The following is a 15,770-nucleotide window of genomic DNA, read 5'->3' on the forward strand; positions in this document are numbered from 1 at the left end:
TGGCATCAACAGGAGATCGCTGGACTGAAGGGTGTGGGCCGCATGGCGGATCAGCGTGGGACGAGCCTGGGATCAGCGCGTTCTCCAGGCAGGCCGAGGGCCTGATCGCGTCGCCAGCGCTGCGCGCCGAAAAAGATTTGCTGAGTCGAATCTAACGTTCGATACTAGATCATGCGTACCACTTTGTCAAGCGCTTTTCATCGCCGCATGTGCGTCGCTGATGTCCTCAGTGTGCTGGGCAGAGTCACATCAAGCTGATCGATGGGCGGCAAGGATGATGCAGAAGCGATCTCCAGCGAGACTCACTGAGGACGCTGCTCCTGCTGACAGGGCCTCTGAGCCGGCACATCCGTGTCGCCCATCCAGCGGTAGAACTCCAATGCTTTCTCGTCGCAAAGCGTGCAGCCATGGCAGCGCTGCGCACGAGGCAGGCGCTGGGCCCGGCCCTTACGCTCCAGCAGATCCAACATGCCTCGCAGAGCGTCAGCTGGTACACCCAGGCTGGCTTCCATCTGGGTGAGCGAAGCCGCTCGATGGTCTCGTAAGTAATTCTGGAGAAGACTGAGAATCACAGGATCTGGATCTCAGAGGGCTTGGGCAGAGGCATCATTCAGCCGCTCGCGCTCCGGGTCCACGGCCCGGGGGCCGATGGCCTTCAAGCCGAGAATGGTGAGGGCAGCAACCACCATGACGGCCAGAATCCAGCCCATGGACAGGCGCGGATGGCTGGCAAAGGTTCCCACCTGATAGAAGAGGGTGGATGCGGCGTAGGCCAGACCCGTGGTCCAGAGGCCGACAAAGGCTGTCCAGCCCCCGTTGGTTTCCCGGTAGACCGCACCCATGGCGGCCACACAGGGGAAGTAGAGCAGCACAAAGATCAGGTAGGCAAAAGCTCCGATCCTGCCGTTGAAGCGGGTGGCCATGGCGCCGAACGTTCCCACCCCAACCGCTTGCGCCTCGGCCGCTGCATCCACGTTGCTGACATCACCCACAGTGATGCCCAGGGGGTCGAGCAGCATGGCGGGAACCTCCGACAAGTTGGCTGGAATGGTGGCCACCGCCTCCGCCAGGCCATCCCAGAAGCGGAAGTCGTCGTCGGCCTGGGGAGCGAGGCCTCGGGCCGCATCATCCTGGGCCCCAAGCGTGGAATAGAGCGCATCAAGGGTGCCCACAACGGCCTCCTTGGCAAACACACCCGTGAAGATTCCCACCGTGGCCGGCCAGTTCTCCTGACGGATGCCAAGAGGGCTGAAGACAGGAGTGATTGATCGGCTGACGCTGCTGAGCACAGATCGATCACTGTTCTCATTGGAAAAGCTGCCATCAACACCCACTGAACTGAGGATGCTGAGCACCATCACCATGATCACAATCACTTTTCCGGCCCGCATGATGAAGCTTTTCAACCGCTCCCAGGCTCGGATCAGCACTCCCTTGATGGTGGGCATGTGGTAGGCCGGCAACTCCATGACGAAATGGGATGCCTGGCCACGCAGGATGGTGGTTTTCAGGATCAGGCCGGTGAGCACGGCCATGGCAATACCGATGAGGTAAAGACCAAACACCACGTTCTGACCGGATAAAGGGAAAAAGGCCGCAGCGAATAGGGCATAGACCGGCAGTCGCGCTCCACAGGACATGAAGGGATTCATCATGATCGTGAGCAACCGATCGCGCCTGTTTTCAAGCGTACGGGTGGCCATGATGGCAGGCACATTACAGCCAAATCCAATCAGCATGGGTACGAATGATTTGCCTGGCAGGCCGATCAAGCGCATGAAGCGATCCATCACGAAGGCCGCCCGGGCCATGTAACCCGAATCCTCCAGGATGGCCAGAAAAAGGAACAGGATTCCAATGATGGGTATGAACGTGGCTACGGTCTGGATGCCGGCACCGACACCTCCGGCAAGGATCAGGATCAGCCACTCAGGCATCTGAGCCGCAGCCAGCAGGGCGCCGAATCCATCCACGAAGATGGTGCCCGCTGCAATGTCAAAGAAATCAATAAATGCTCCACCGATGTTGATTGTCACCAGAAAGAGTGCATACATCACCAGCAGGAAGATGGGGATTCCCAGCCAGCGGTTCAGCACCACCTGATCGATCCGGTCTGACACACTGCGGCTGACGAGACGGGTCTGCCTGGCCACGCCAGAGACCAGCTGCCGGATCCAGCCGTAGCGGCTGTCAGCGAAGACCACATCGATGTCGTCCTGGAGAACCTGGCGGATGCAGCGCCGATGGCTCGCCACCTGCTGGCTCAGCTCGCGCCGGCCCTGCAGCAGGGTCTCGCCCTGGGAACCGCCCTCCAGAAGCTTGAGGGCCAGCCAGCGGTGGTCCGGCGTGAGGCTGCCGGCGCCCACAGCGGCGCTCAGGCAGCCGAGCTGGGGCATCAGGGCGGCGATGGCATCCTCCACCACTGGCGGGTAGGCCACATAGGGCCGGGGTGGCGTCGGGCTCTGCAGCTCACGCTCCACGCCATGCAGGAGGCTCTCCACCCCGATGCCCTTTGCGGCCACCAGCGGAACGACCGGGGATCCCAGCCGCTCGGAGAGGGCGACGCTGTCGGTGGCGAAGCCCGCCTCTTCGGCCACATCAATCATGTTGAGGGCCACGATCATGGGGAGACGCATCTCCATGATCTGGGCAGTGAGATAGAGATTCCGCTCCAGATTCGAGGCATCAACAATATTAATGATCAGATTCACCTTGCCGGAGGTCAGATAATCCCTGGCCACCTTTTCATCGAGGCCTCCGTGGGAATCAGCCAGGTCAAGCGAGTAGATACCAGGCAGATCCACGAGCCGCACCGGCATGGAACCAACCTCGAGCAGGCCTTCCTTGCGCTCGACCGTGACTCCGGGCCAATTGCCAACCCTCTGATTGGTGCCAGTCAGCTCGTTGAACAGGGTTGTCTTGCCACAATTCGGATTGCCACAAAGGGCGATGATGGCTTCAGGCATGGCGTAACACCGTAACGATCAACATGTCAGCTTCATGCTTACGCAGCATGAGTGAGAATCCCCGCACTTTCAATTCCACCGGATCGCCCATCGGGGCATGGCGAGTGACTTCAAACTCGGTTCCAGGAGTGAGACCCATGGCCAGAAGTTTCTGGCGGTAACTTCTCGATCCCTGCCGATACCCCTGAACACGGCCGCGGCTGCCTGCGGGGAGGGTCTGCAGCTGCACCTGATCCACCGGGTGCGCTGAGCCGGACTGCTGCGTGGGTCCCTGGGGTGACATGTCCATGGATGAAGCGAGCGATGGAATGGAGCTTGACGGCGCGTCCGGGGCGATCTGGATGGCTGAGCGGCGTACCCGGATGGCTCGGCTCATCGCCCCATCCAGGGCCAGGCGGGCATTGGCGACCGCCACCAGATGGGAGTCGCGGGCAGCGCGCATCACCACCCGCAGTGGGCAACCCCGATGCAGGCCCATGCTGATCAACCTGTCCCTGAGTTCTGCCTGGGCGCTCACCTCCACAACCCAGAGTGGTTCCTCCAGGCAAGCCTCAGCAAGCAGAAACGACGACGCATCGAGTCTGGATGGGTTGGCTGGATCGCCTGGTTTCACGTACGCCGCGGCGGAGCGCCAGAGCCCGGGCCAGGACCTCCACCGCCGCAGGGCAGCCACACCTTTGCCGATATCTGGCCAGGTCAATGCAGACCTCTACTCCTGAACCACACACCTTGTTTAGCCATTTCGACTGCAGATGGCATCGGTCATGACACCCGTAAACGTATGAAATGTCACCCTGACCGATCAAGAGCGCACTCAGTGTGTCCAGCCTGTAACAATCAGCACTTGCAGGAGTGATGCACAAGCCATCGGCTTCTTCCTTGATCCCATAGGGTTCAGACGCGGATTGGCGCTCCTTGGCCTGTGCTCCAACGTCTAACATTTATCTGTGGATGGGTGATGAGATCTGACAAGCATGATTCCATTGAACAAGTCGCTTCTAGTTCCGTTCTAAAGAGGTCTTGCTTCATGTCCCGACTAGTCCTGTCTCTTGCCTTGGGCATCATCGGAGTGTCGGCTGCCCATCAGCCTGCATGGACTGCAGTGAGTGAATCTGAACGCGTCTCAACGCGCACAGGGGGCCAGACCATTGCCCCACTTCGCTTGGCTCAGGCGCTGTCCCCTGGTGAACAGGCCAACGCAGACTTTCAAGATCGAATTAGTGGCAAAGCGCTGCTATCAGCCCTGAAACAGGGAGCTATGTCATCTATTTCCGCCACGCTCAAACGGTGAAAGACTATGCCGATCAAGCCGATCCCAACATGAGCCTGGGCGAGTGCTCGACCCAGCGTCAGTTGAGCCAGCAGGGCATTCAGGATGCCAGAGATATTGGTGCCGCCTTCACGACCAAGGGCATTCCCGTGAGCAGAGTGATCTCCAGCGAGTACTGTCGCTCCTGGCAGACGGCGAACCTGGCCTTTGGAAGGTATGACAAGAAGGATTCACGTCTGAATTTTCTTCCCTACGAGGAGTACACCGATGACTTGGTTGCTTTGATGAAGAAGAACGTCACTCCCTTACTGACTGAACTTCCAGAACGCGGCAGCAACACAGTGATTGTTGGCCATGACGACATTTTTGAATCGGCAACTGGCATCTATCCAGATCCCCAAGGCATCGCCTATGTGATCAAGCCGGATGGCCGAGGCGGATTCACTCTCGTGGCCAATGTACTGCCAGGGGAATGGGCGCAACTCTGAGCCTGACGACAGCCCGCTTGACCCAACCAGCCAGAAGGCCCACCGGCACAGACCACTGTGTTGAGAATGAGAATCGTTACTACGCTTACCTTTCCTTTTCGTGTGAGGAACCCATGCACCTGTTCCAGCAACTGCTGGTTGCCCCCGCAGCACTTGGACTGCTGGCCCCTGTGGCCGCCACGGCTGCCGAGCTCAACTTCGACGGCGTTGACCGGTACGCCTCCCAGGAGCAGGTGACCAGCATCTCCCAGTTCTCGGACGTGCAACCCACGGATTGGGCCTACCAGGCTCTCTCCAACCTGATTGAGCGCTACGGCTGCGTCGCCGGGTATCCCGACGGCACCTACCGCGGCCAGCGGGCCATGACCCGTTTTGAAGCCGCTGCGCTGCTGAACGCCTGCCTTGACCGCGTCACCGAGGTGACCGACGAGCTCAAGCGCCTGATGGCCGAGTTCGAGAAGGAGCTGGCCATCCTCAAGGGCCGCGTCGACGGCCTTGAGGCCAAGGTGGGTGAGCTGGAGGCCAGCCAGTTCTCCACCACCACCAAGCTCAGCGGTCAGGCCACCATGGTGCTGGGTGGCGCCGGGAACACCGGTTTTGGTGACAACATCACCGCCAACTACGACGTTCAGCTCAGCTTCGACACCAGCTTCTCCGGGAAGGACCTGCTGCGCACCACCCTGCGGGCAGGTAACTTCGGCAGCTCGGTGTTCGGCAACGGCAACACCGCCCTGGGCATCAGCTTCGGTGAGGAGGACTCCGCCGACTCTGTGTTCATCGATCGCCTCTTCTATCAGTTTCCCATCGGTGAGAACTTCATCGCCACCGTGGGTGCCAACGTCGCCCAGGACGACATCGTGCTCTGGCCCACCGCCTATCCAGTGGACATGGGCCTCGACATCTTCAACTACGCCGGCGCCCAGGCCACCTACAACAAGACCCAGGGTGCCGGAGCCGGCCTGCAGTGGCAGAAGGAAGGATGGGCTTTTACCATGGCCTACGTGTCTGACATCGGTGCAGCCTCCGACTCAACCGTCGGCGCCGGGCGGGACTTTATCGTGACCGCACAGGGGGGCTACATCGGAGAGAACTGGGGCGGTGCCATTGCCTATACCTACTCTGACTACGATCCGTTCGAGCTCTTCCCCACCAGCGCCAGCAATAACGTGGCCGTGAGCGGCTACTGGCAGCCGAAGGAAGCTGGCTGGGTACCTTCGATCAGCGCCGGTTTTGGCTGGTCGGACATCGACCGCCGCTCCAACGATGAGGCTTGGAGCTGGATGGTGGGCCTCACCTGGGATGACATGTTCATCAAGGGCAACAGCCTCGGCATGGCCCTCGGCAGTGTGGGAGTGGTGGATGGGGGCAAGTGCGGCACGGTGGGAACCTGCAGCAACAGCCTCTGGGTTGATGGGGGCGATGGGAACGACAACCTGGCCTACGAGCTCTGGTACAACTGGCAGGTCACGGACAACATCGCGGTGACTCCCGCCTTTTTCTACATCGAGAACACCGGCACGGATGACACCTTTGGTGGCATGTTGAAAACCACGTTCTCCTTCTAAGGCTGATTCAGCCCGTTTGATAACGATCTCTGGCGCTGAGACTCTCTGGAGTTTCGGCGCTTTTTCAGCAAGGAGGCAACGCTGAAGCTCAGGCCTGGCCGCCACGCCGGTCTGCAACCTGCGGCTTCGCCCGAGGCCTGGGGCCTGGCCTGCGCCCCAGCGGGATCTGCCCCGGCGTCACCGTTCCAGAGCAGGAACCAGCGCTGACCCCGACGCCAACCACCTGGGGCAGCGTGGCCAGTGAAACGATGGGGATCGGGCAACAGATCACTCTCCAATCAGGCCGAAGCGCAGGCACACCAGTGGAAGTGAGTGCTGCTCCCCACCCCTAGCGCCATCGACCGCTGCGACCCAGGAAGAAAGCGTGAATCAGAGGTGACCCAGGGCAGCCGACGGCGTGCCCGATGTGACATGGCCCTGCAGCCCGGGGGCAGGGGGGCCAGCGACGGAAGGCGGAGGGGGATGATCGGAGCCGGATTGTTGTTCCACCCCGGCACACCGGCCGCCCCTGCCACCCATGCTGCGCATCGCCCACGCCCTTGAAGCCCAGCTCACGGCGGCCCTGGAGCGGGCGTTTCCCGATCAGGCGGCGGTGGCGCGGCAGGGCGGAGGCCGCCTGGATCCCCAGCTGGGGGCGGCCAGCAAGCCTGAATTCGGCGATTTCCAGGCCAATGGCGCCCTGGCCCTGGCCAAGCCGCTGGGCCAGGCGCCCCGCGCCATCGCCAGCGCACTTGTGGCTGAGCTCGGCACCGACCCCAGCTTCACGGAGCTCTGCCTGGAGCCCCAGATTGCCGGCCCAGGCTTCATCAACCTCACCCTGCGGCCGGAGCGGCTGGCGGCCGAGCTGGCGCACCGCCTCGACGATCCGCGCCTGGGGGTGCCGAGCGTGCGGGAGCCCGGCTCTATAGCGCCGGCGCCGGTGATCGTGGACTTCTCCAGCCCCAACATCGCCAAGGAGATGCACGTGGGGCACCTGCGCTCCACGATCATCGGCGACTCCCTGGCCCGGCTGCTGGAGTTTCGCGGCCATCCGGTGCTGCGGCTCAACCACGTGGGCGACTGGGGCACCCAGTTCGGCATGCTGATCACCCATCTCAAGCAGGTGGCGCCGGAGGCCCTCAGCACCGCCGACGCGGTGGACCTGGGCGATCTGGTGGCCTTCTACCGCCAGGCCAAGGCCCGCTTCGATGCCGATGGCGCCTTCCAGGCCAGCTCCCGCGAGGAGGTGGTGAAGCTGCAGGGGGGCGATCCGGTGTCGCTGAAGGCCTGGGGGCTGCTGTGCGACCAGAGCCGCCGCGAGTTTCAGAAGCTCTACGACCGCCTCGCCATCGACCTGAGCGAGCGGGGTGAGTCGTTCTACAACCGCTATCTGGGGGCGGTGGTGGCCGATCTGGAGGCCTGTGGCCTGCTGGTGACCGACGACGGCGCCCGCTGTGTGTTCCTCGAAGGCGTGAGTGGAAAAGACGGCAAGCCCCTGCCGGTGATCGTGCAGAAGCGCGACGGCGGCTTCAACTACGCCACCACCGACCTGGCCGCGATCCGCTACCGCTTCGCGGCGCCGCCGGAGGGGGATGGCGCCCGGCGGGTGATCTACGTGACCGATGCGGGCCAGGCGGCCCACTTTGCGGGGGTGTTCCAGGTGGCCGAGAGGGCCGGCTGGATCCCGGCCGGGGCACGCCTGGAGCATGTGCTTCGGGCTGGTGCAGGGCGACGACGGCAAGAAGCTGAAGACCCGTGCCGGCGACACCGTGCGCCTGCGCGACCTGCTGGATGAGGCCGTGGAGCGGGCCGAGGCTGACCTGCGCCGCCGCCTAAGCGAAGAAGAGCGCAGCGAAGACGAGGCCTTCATCGAGCAGGTGGCCACCACCGTGGGCCTGGCGGCGGTGAAGTACGCCGATCTCAGCCAGAACCGCAGCACCAACTATCAGTTCAGCTTCGATCGCATGCTGGCGCTGCAGGGCAACACGGCCCCCTACCTGCTCTATTCCGTGGTGCGCATCGCCGGCATCGCCCGCAAGGGGGGCGATGGGGCGGCGGCCGGTTCCGGGGATCCAGCCCCGGAGGCACCCAGCGCGCTGAGCTTCAGCGAACCGCAGGAATGGGCCCTGGTGCGGGAGCTGCTCAAGCTCGATGGCGTGATCGTGGAGGTGGAGGAGGAGCTGCTGCCCAACCGCCTGTGCAGTTACCTGTTCGAGCTCAGCCAGGTGTTCAACCGCTTCTACGACCAGGTGCCCGTGCTCAAGGCACCTGAGCCGGCCCGCGCCTCGCGCCTGGCCCTCTGCCAGCTCACCGCCGCCACCCTGAAGCTGGGCATGGGGCTGCTGGGCATTCCGACCCTGGAGCGGATGTGAGCGCAAGGGGGGCGGCGCCGCACAGGACCGCTCAGCTCAGCCCGAGGACTCGACAGGACTGCCGGACGGTGCAGGCGCGATCTCCCCAAGCCCCCGCATCAGCGGCGTGATCGACAGACCCTGCACGATCACCGAGAAGGCCACAACCGCAAAGGCCGTTGTCACCACGGCGTCGCGGTAGGGAAGGCTGGTGGGCAAGCCCAGGGCGAGCGCCAGGGCGAGGGCACCGCGCAGGCCGCCCCAGAAGAGCACGTGCTGGTGGTTGGCCTTCACCCGCAGCGACGACGAACCGAACAGAACGCAGCAGCCATAGGTGGAGAGGGCCCGGCCGGCCAGCACCAGGCCAATGGCGATGCCGATCGGCAGCAGCACCCGGGAGAAATTCTGGTGGGCCTCCAGCATTCCCATCAGCAGGAAGATCAGCGAATTCACCACGAAGGCGGCGTACTCCCAGAAGGATTCCACCGCTTCGCGGCCTTTGGGGGAGATGGCGCCCAGGGGGCCGAGGTTGCCCAGCATGATGCCGGCGGTGAGGGTGGCCAGCACCCCCGACACCTCCAGTTGCTCCGCCAGCAGAAAGGAGCCGTAGGCCGCCACCGTGGTGAAGGTGATCTCCACCAAGGGGTCCTCGGTGCGGCCGGCCAGGGCGAGCAGGGCCGCGGCCACGGCGGCGCCACAGGCCACCCCACCCACGATCGTGAGTGCCAGAAACTGGACGGTGCCCAGGGGCGTGATCGTGGCGCCGGTGGCGAAGGCGATCGCAATGGCGAAACCCACAGCGGCGGTGCTGTCGTTGAGCAGGCTCTCCGCCTCCACCAGCTCCCGCAGGCGGCCATGCACCCCGGCCTCCTTGAAGGTGGCGATCACCGACACCGGATCCGTGGCCGAGATCAGCACACCGAACAGCAGGGCCGCCTGCCAGCTCCAGTGGGCCAGGTAGTGCATGCCCAGGGTGGTGACGCCGGCGGACACCACCACCCCCAGGGTGGCCAGGGTGAGCACCACCGGCAGGTCCTTGCGCAGGGCGGGCCAGGCGATGCAGATCGCCGCCTCGAAGATCAGGGGCGGCAGGAAGGCATTGAAGATCAGCTCCCGCGTCAGGGCGATATCAGGAGCGAAGGGCAGCCAGGCCAGCAGGATGCCCCCCAGCACCAGACCCACGCTGTAGGGCAGGCGCCAGCGGCGGGCCAGCATGGCCACCACGGTCGCCACAAGCAGCAGAAGCTCAACCGTTTCGATTGTGAGCATGGGGAAGGTAACAAGGGCTGCAGAGGCCGCCCCCGCCGCACTCAGACCCCCACCGGCTGGCCTGCCGCGGCCTCCTGGGCCTTCAGCACCTGCTCCAAGCCGGCCAGATCCTCATCGGTGATCTTGGTCTGCATCGGGCAGTGCTTGGGTCCGCACATCGAGCAGAACTCGGCCTGCTTGTAGATGTCAGCCGGCAGGGTTTCGTCGTGGTATTCCTTGGCCCGCTCCGGGTCCAGGCTGAGCTCGAACTGTCTGTTCCAGTCGAAGGCATAGCGGGCGCGGCTGAGTTCGTCGTCGCGATCGCGGGCTCCTGGGCGGTGGCGGGCGAGGTCGGCGGCGTGGGCGGCGATCTTGTAGGCGATCAGGCCCTCACGCACGTCCTCGGCGTTGGGCAGGCCGAGGTGCTCCTTGGGGGTCACGTAGCAGAGCATGGCCGTGCCGTGCCAGCCGGCCAGGGCGGCGCCGATGGCGCTGGTGATGTGGTCGTAGCCGGGGGCGATATCTGTGACGAGCGGGCCGAGCACGTAGAAGGGCGCCTCGCTGCACTCCTCCATCTGCTTTTTGACGTTGAACTCGATCTGGTCCATCGGCACATGGCCCGGACCCTCCACCATCACCTGGATGTCGTGCTCCCAGGCGCGGCGGGTGAGCTGACCCAGCGTCTTCAGTTCAGCCAGCTGGGCGGCATCGGAGGCGTCGTGCTGACAGCCGGGACGCAGCGAATCACCCAGCGAGAAGCTGCAGTCGTAGCGCTTGAAGATCTCGATGATGTCATCGAAGCGGGTGAATAGCGGGTTCTGCTTGTGGTGATAGAGCATCCACTGGGCCAGGATGCCGCCGCCGCGGCTCACGATGCCGGTGAGGCGACCCTTCACCAGGGGCAGGTGCTCGATCAGCAGACCGGCGTGGATCGTCTGGTAATCAACGCCCTGCTGGCAGTGCTTCTCGATGATGTGCAGGAAGTCGTCGGCATCGAGCTTCTCGATCGAGCCGTGCACACTCTCCAGCGCCTGATACACAGGCACGGTGCCGATCGGCACGGTGGAGGCGTTGATGATCGCCGTGCGCACTTCATCGAGGTTGACACCGCCGGTGGAGAGGTCCATCACCGTGTCGGCGCCGTACTTCACGGCCAGCTGCAGCTTGGCCACCTCTTCATTGAGGTCGGAGGCGTTGGGGGAGGCGCCGATGTTGGCGTTCACCTTGCAGCGGCTGGCGATGCCGATCGCCATCGGCTCCAGGTTGGGGTGGTTGATGTTGGCGGGGATGATCAGGCGGCCCCGGGCCACCTCCTCCATCACCAGCGATGCGGGCAGGTTCTCCCGCTGCGCCACATAGGCCATCTCCTCGGTCACCACGCCCTGGCGGGCGTAGTGCATCTGCGACACGTTGGCGTCGCCACGACGCTTCTCAATCCAGGCGCTGCGCATGATCGGCTCGGGAAGGGGGTGCAAACGGACCGGCGGCCAGGGGATGGGAAGGCACAACTCCGGATCCGAACACTCCCGGGACCAGGCGGACCACGGTTGGATTCGGCACACTTCCCTGCGCCGGCATGACCCGGATCAGGTTCGGAGGGTGTGATCTCAGCCCTGGCAACACCCGCCGGAAGTGGCGTGTGCGGGGCACCCCTAGTGACATCAGAAAGCTAGCAAGGTTGTCCCTGGGGCGCCTTGCCGCGGCCGTCAGCCCTCGGCTGCCTTGCCCTGCAGTCCGTTCAGCGCCGCCGCCACCACCCGGTGGTCGCCGTCCTGCTGCAGGCCGCTGAGCAGGGTTCTGGCCCGCTCGACCACGCCGGCATCAGCCGGGGCCGAGCGCTGCTGGACCAGGCGGCCGAGGATCTCGGTGCCCCCCACCCGCACGGTGTCGTCGGCATCGGCCAGGGCCAGTTCCGCCAGTTCGAGCAGATCCGCCGCCCGCGCCTCGGGGTGCTCCGCCACGGCCGAGAGCACGCTGCAGCGCAGCAGCCACTGGGTGTCGGCCCGGAAGGCCTCGAGCACCACGGGCCAGGCCCGCTCCAGCCCGTAGCTCACCAGGGCATTGGCCGCCTCGGCGCGCACGTTGGCGTCCTCGTCGTGGTGCACGGCCTGCACCAGGGCCTCCCAGCCGGCCTCGGTCTGCTTCACGCCCAGGCCGGCGCAGCTCAGGGAGCGCACGATGAAGGCCGACTGCTCCAGCCCCCGCAGCAGCAGCGGCACCGCCTGCTCATCCGGCACCTCCCGCAGCCCCACCAGGGCAGGCATGGAACGGGAGGGATCACCGGAGAGGATGGCCTCTTCGAGCGCCGGCAGGTCGGCGGGCTGGTTCTGGGGGCGGGGGTCGGAGCTTCGCTCATGGTTCCAGCCTGGCGGATGGCCGGCCCTGGCGCAGGGCCGCCAGCAACGAGCGGCGCCGCCTGCGGCGGCTGTGGAGGCTGGTGCCGAGCAGGGCCGCGCCGATCACCAGCGCCGGCACCGCCTGCCAGCGGTCGGGGCCGCGGCGCTGGGCCAGCACTCCCAGGGCCACCACCAGCAGCAGCGGCGCGGAGAGGGCCAGCATGGTGTAGAGCAACGGGCGCTGACGCGTGGCAGCGGGGGGACTCATCGGGGCCGCTCCATCCAGCGCAGCAGGCTCAGGGTGAGCACCCGCACGCCCACCGCTAGAGCGCCCTCATCGGGGGCGAAGGTGTTGCTGTGCAGGGGGGCGCAGCCGTCGGGTCCCGCCACCCCGAGGCGGAACATCGTGCCGCGGATGCCGTCGAGCAGCTCGGCGAAGTCCTCCGCCCCCAGAGAAGGCTGATCCAGCCACTGCACCTGCTGGCTGCCCAGCACCTCACAGCCGGCCTCCGCCACCAGCTGGGTGAGGGCCGCATCGTTCTGCACGGGCGGCGAGATGCAGCGGTAGCGCACCCGGGCCTCGCCGCCATGGCCGCGGCACAGGGCGTGGACCGTCTCCTCGATCCAGGCAGGCAGCTGGGCGTGCACGTCGTTGTCGAGGCAGCGCACCGTGCCGAGCAGGCGCACGTGGTCGGCGATCACGTTGAAGGCCTTGCCCCCCTCGATCCGACCAAAGCTCACCACAACCGGATGCAGGGCATCGAGCCGCCGCGAGATCGCCTCCTGCAGCCCGCTCACCACCCTGGCCGCGATCCAGATGGCATCGGTGCTCTGGTGGGGCCGGGCGCCGTGGCCACCCTCCCCCAGCACCTCCACCTCCAGTTCGCCCGCCGCCGCCGTGAGGCTGCCGCTGCGCACCCCGATCGTGCCCACCGGAATGCTCGGAAAAGCATGCAGACCGAACAGGGCCGCCACGTTCTCCATCGCCCCATCGGCCTTCATCCAGGCGGCCCCCTGGGCCGTTTCCTCAGCGGGCTGGAACAACAGCCGCACCCGGTGGCGCAGCAGCTGGGGCTGCCGCTGGGCCACTGCGCTGAGCAGGCGGGCCACCCCCAGGCCCACGCTGGTATGGAGGTCATGGGCGCAGGCGTGCATCAGGCCCTGCGTGGTGGAGGCGTAGTCGAGCCCGGTGCGTTCCTCCACCGGCAGGGCATCCATGTCCACCCGCAGGGCCACCACGAGGGGCTCGACGGGATCGCCACCCGGCCCGGAGCCAGCCGGCCCCAGCTCGGCCAGCACGCCGGTGCGGCCCACCCCCTCGCGCACCTGCCAGCCCCAGCGGCGCAGCTCCCCGGCCACCAGAGCCGCCGTCTGCTGCTCGTGGCCACTGAGTTCGGGGTGGCGATGCAGGTGGCGGCGCAGCTGGATCAGCTCCGGCAGCACGGCCTGCAGCTCCGCCTCCAGGCCCAGGCACTGCCAGCTGAAGCCGGCACCGGAGCCGCCGGCCTGGCCAGAGGTCGCCGCAAGAGGAGTGGGGCTGGTGGGCATCAGGGGATCAGCTCAGGGGGGTGCGGCTCAGGAGAGGGCCAGGAACTGCTGGAGAGCCTCCACCGGAGCGGGCGGCCAGCGCCGCGTCTGCCGTAACCATTCTTCCTGGCGGTAGCGGGGATCGAGGCCGGAAGCGGCCGCCCAGTTGCTCTCGGCCTCGCCGCGGTGGCCCTGTTGCCAGAGCAGGGCCGTGAGGCCGGCGCGGGCGTCAGCGAACAGGGGATAGCGGCGGATCAGCGCGCGCAGCGCCTGTTCAGCCTCGGCGCGATCCCCCAGCTGGAACGCGGCCAGGGCGGCACTGGAGCGGGCCATCGCAAAGCCCGGCCGGGCCAGCGACGCCGCCTCGAAGCTGGCCCGGGCCGCCGGCCAGTCGCCCTGGGAGCCGAGCACGTTGCCGAGGTTGTAGAGGGCCGAGGCATCGGCTGGATCACGCTCCAGGATCCAGTGGTAATCGTCTGCGGCGGCCTGCCAGCGCCCCAGCGACTCCTCAGCGGTGCCGCGGTTGAGGTGGGGGTCGGGGCTGGCCGGATCGAGCTCTGCGGCGCGGCTCTGGTCGGCAATCGCCGCCTCGGCATCGCCCAGGGCCAGGCGCACATTGCCGCGGTTGCTCCAGGCGGCGGCGTCGCCGGGCGCCAGCTCCAGCACCTCATCCCAGAGGGGCAGGGCCTCGCCGAAGCGCCCCTGGCGGCTGGCCAGCAGGGCCTGCTCGAACAGCCGCTCGTGGGCGGCGGGATCCGGCTCGGCACCTGCGGCCCCTGCACTCCCCAGCCAGACCAGCAGCACCAACCCGGTGGCCAGCAGAAGCCTCGACAGGCGGGTAGCGAGGGCTCGCCAGCTCATGCGATGGCGCCCTGGGCGTCGAGATGGGCGCGGCCGGCCGGTGTGAGCAAGCGCCCCCGGGGGGTGCGTTGCAGCAGGCCCTGCTGCAGCAGGTAGGGCTCCACCACCGCCTCGAGGGTGGCGGGGTCCTCGCCGAGGCCGGCGGCCAGGGTGTCGAGCCCCACCGGGCCGCCCCCGTAGGCCTCCAGCATCAGCCGCAGCAGGCGACGGTCGTGGGCATCGAGGCCGCGGCCGTCGACGCGGTGCAGGCTGAGGGCCTGGTCCACCAGGGCCGCCGTGATCAAGGGCTCACCGTTGACGGCCGCCACATCCCGCACCCGGCGCAGCAGCCGGTTGGCGATCCGCGGCGTGCCCCGGCAGCGGCGGGCCACCTCCAGGGCCGCCTCGGACTCGAGCTGCAGGCGCAGCAGCCCGGCCGCCCGCTGCACGATCGCCTGCAGGTCCTGCAGGCCGTAGAACTCCAGCCGCTGGATCAGGCCAAAGCGATCCCGCAGCGGCGAACTCAGCGAGCCCGCCCTGGTGGTGGCCCCCACCAGGGTGAAGGGCGGCAGCGGCAGGCTGCGGGTGCGGGCGGTGGTGCCCTTGCCCACGGTGAGATCGAGGCGGAAGTCCTCCATGGCCGGATAGAGCAGCTCCTCGGCAACCCGGCTGAGCCGGTGGATCTCATCGATGAACAGCAGCTCGCGGGGCTGCAGGTTCACCAGCAGGCCCACGATGTCGCGGGGGCGCTCCAGGGCCGGCGCGCTGGTGATGCGGCAGCGCACCCCCAGCTCCTCGGCCAGCACCAGGGCCATGGTGGTCTTGCCCAGGCCCGGGGGGCCGTAGAGCAGCACGTGATCGAGGGCCTCGGCGCGGGCCTGGGTGGCCTCGATGGCGATGCCGAGCACCTGCTTGAGTTCGCCCTGGCCGATGTAGTCGGCCAGGCGACGCGGCCGCAGCGAGTCCTCGCGGGCCTGGGGAGCCTCAGGCGCAGCCTCGGGCCGGGGGGCAGTCTCGGCATCAGCCTGGGGATCCACCAGCCGCTGCCCGGAGCCGGCGCCGCTGCGGCGGCGATCCTGGCCCTGGGATCCGGAGGAGACGATCGCCATGGCTGGAGGGTACCGGCCCCGCCCAGCCGCTGTGCCGCCTGGGGTGCCCTGCAGGGCACCTAGGGTCGGCAGTGGAGCAGGCGCGCAGCGA

At 66.5% G+C, this 15,770-nt stretch carries 12 protein-coding genes, 1 pseudogene and 1 riboswitch; of the genes and pseudogenes, 3 read left to right on the plus strand and 10 right to left on the minus strand.

The window, feature by feature from the left end; all coding sequences use genetic code 11:
• Positions 1–302: 302 nt before the first annotated feature.
• The 3 genes from IQ220_RS16335 to IQ220_RS15490 are packed head-to-tail and all read right to left on the minus strand — an operon-like array spanning position 303 to position 3,639.
• Positions 303–572, minus strand: coding sequence for a FeoC-like transcriptional regulator (locus IQ220_RS16335; protein WP_193912981.1), 270 nt, complete (start codon positions 570–572; stop codon positions 303–305).
• A gap of 12 nt (positions 573–584) precedes the next feature.
• The gene (gene feoB / locus IQ220_RS02485; protein WP_193912979.1) at positions 585–2,966 is read right to left on the minus strand and encodes a Fe(2+) transporter permease subunit FeoB; all 2,382 of its coding nucleotides are present in this window, start codon (positions 2,964–2,966) and stop codon (positions 585–587) included.
• On the minus strand, positions 2,959–3,639 hold the full coding sequence (locus IQ220_RS15490) for a ferrous iron transport protein A (RefSeq protein WP_370566315.1): 681 nt from the start codon (positions 3,637–3,639) through the stop codon (positions 2,959–2,961). The genes feoB and IQ220_RS15490 overlap by 8 nt, the downstream gene beginning before the upstream one ends.
• Positions 3,640–4,253: 614 nt before the next feature.
• On the opposite strand from IQ220_RS15490, the gene IQ220_RS02495 reads away from it, so the two are divergent.
• The 3 genes and pseudogenes from IQ220_RS02495 (at position 4,254) to argS (ending at position 8,640) form a co-directional block, all read left to right on the plus strand.
• The gene (locus IQ220_RS02495) at positions 4,254–4,724 is read left to right on the plus strand and encodes a histidine phosphatase family protein (RefSeq protein WP_370566304.1); all 471 of its coding nucleotides are present in this window, start codon (positions 4,254–4,256) and stop codon (positions 4,722–4,724) included.
• A 113-nt stretch (positions 4,725–4,837) separates the two neighbouring features.
• Complete coding sequence (locus IQ220_RS02500; RefSeq protein ID WP_193912977.1) at positions 4,838–6,289, plus strand: iron uptake porin; 1,452 nt, start codon at positions 4,838–4,840, stop codon at positions 6,287–6,289.
• A 517-nt stretch (positions 6,290–6,806) separates the two neighbouring features.
• Positions 6,807–8,640: pseudogene (gene argS / locus IQ220_RS02505) on the plus strand (arginine--tRNA ligase).
• Between the two features lie 36 nt (positions 8,641–8,676).
• Here argS and IQ220_RS02510 read toward each other — a convergent pair.
• From IQ220_RS02510 to ruvB, 7 genes are all read right to left on the minus strand, one after another.
• On the minus strand, positions 8,677–9,888 hold the full coding sequence (locus IQ220_RS02510; RefSeq protein WP_193912975.1) for a sodium:proton antiporter: 1,212 nt from the start codon (positions 9,886–9,888) through the stop codon (positions 8,677–8,679).
• Positions 9,889–9,929: 41 nt separating this feature from the next.
• Positions 9,930–11,318 (minus strand): phosphomethylpyrimidine synthase ThiC, encoded by a 1,389-nt coding sequence (thiC, locus tag IQ220_RS02515; protein ID WP_193912973.1) that lies wholly within the window; start codon positions 11,316–11,318, stop codon positions 9,930–9,932.
• A gap of 95 nt (positions 11,319–11,413) precedes the next feature.
• Positions 11,414–11,531: riboswitch (TPP riboswitch) on the minus strand.
• A gap of 42 nt (positions 11,532–11,573) precedes the next feature.
• The gene (locus tag IQ220_RS02520; protein WP_193912971.1) at positions 11,574–12,131 is read right to left on the minus strand and encodes a HEAT repeat domain-containing protein; all 558 of its coding nucleotides are present in this window, start codon (positions 12,129–12,131) and stop codon (positions 11,574–11,576) included.
• An 88-nt stretch (positions 12,132–12,219) separates the two neighbouring features.
• The gene (locus tag IQ220_RS02525; protein WP_193814958.1) at positions 12,220–12,471 is read right to left on the minus strand and encodes a DUF3188 domain-containing protein; all 252 of its coding nucleotides are present in this window, start codon (positions 12,469–12,471) and stop codon (positions 12,220–12,222) included.
• Entirely contained in the window at positions 12,468–13,751 is a 1,284-nt protein-coding gene (locus IQ220_RS02530) for an amidohydrolase (RefSeq protein WP_228008796.1), read from the minus strand. Before IQ220_RS02530 ends, IQ220_RS02525 begins: the two co-directional genes overlap by 4 nt.
• Positions 13,752–13,778: 27 nt before the next feature.
• On the minus strand, positions 13,779–14,591 hold the full coding sequence (locus IQ220_RS02535; protein WP_193912970.1) for a tetratricopeptide repeat protein: 813 nt from the start codon (positions 14,589–14,591) through the stop codon (positions 13,779–13,781).
• Positions 14,588–15,679 carry a Holliday junction branch migration DNA helicase RuvB gene (gene ruvB / locus IQ220_RS02540; RefSeq protein WP_193912968.1) on the minus strand — a complete coding sequence of 364 codons (1,092 nt, stop codon included), beginning with the start codon at positions 15,677–15,679 and terminating at the stop codon, positions 14,588–14,590. Before ruvB ends, IQ220_RS02535 begins: the two co-directional genes overlap by 4 nt.
• Positions 15,680–15,770 lie beyond the last annotated feature (91 nt).

The organism is Cyanobium sp. LEGE 06113 (genome assembly GCF_015207615.1).

What these genes read in the sequence shown, in the direction of transcription:
- feoB (WP_193912979.1), bottom strand. Translation starts at nt 2,966, where the DNA reads ATGCCTGAAGCCATCATCGCCCTTTGTGGCAATCCGAATTGTGGCAAG.
- IQ220_RS02500 (WP_193912977.1), top strand. Translation starts at nt 4,838, where the DNA reads ATGCACCTGTTCCAGCAACTGCTGGTTGCCCCCGCAGCACTTGGACTG.
- IQ220_RS02510 (WP_193912975.1), bottom strand. Translation starts at nt 9,888, where the DNA reads ATGCTCACAATCGAAACGGTTGAGCTTCTGCTGCTTGTGGCGACCGTG.
- thiC (WP_193912973.1), bottom strand. Translation starts at nt 11,318, where the DNA reads ATGCGCAGCGCCTGGATTGAGAAGCGTCGTGGCGACGCCAACGTGTCG.
- IQ220_RS02520 (WP_193912971.1), bottom strand. Translation starts at nt 12,131, where the DNA reads ATGCCTGCCCTGGTGGGGCTGCGGGAGGTGCCGGATGAGCAGGCGGTG.
- IQ220_RS02525 (WP_193814958.1), bottom strand. Translation starts at nt 12,471, where the DNA reads ATGAGTCCCCCCGCTGCCACGCGTCAGCGCCCGTTGCTCTACACCATG.
- IQ220_RS02530 (WP_228008796.1), bottom strand. Translation starts at nt 13,751, where the DNA reads ATGCCCACCAGCCCCACTCCTCTTGCGGCGACCTCTGGCCAGGCCGGC.
- IQ220_RS02535 (WP_193912970.1), bottom strand. Translation starts at nt 14,591, where the DNA reads ATGAGCTGGCGAGCCCTCGCTACCCGCCTGTCGAGGCTTCTGCTGGCC.
- ruvB (WP_193912968.1), bottom strand. Translation starts at nt 15,679, where the DNA reads ATGGCGATCGTCTCCTCCGGATCCCAGGGCCAGGATCGCCGCCGCAGC.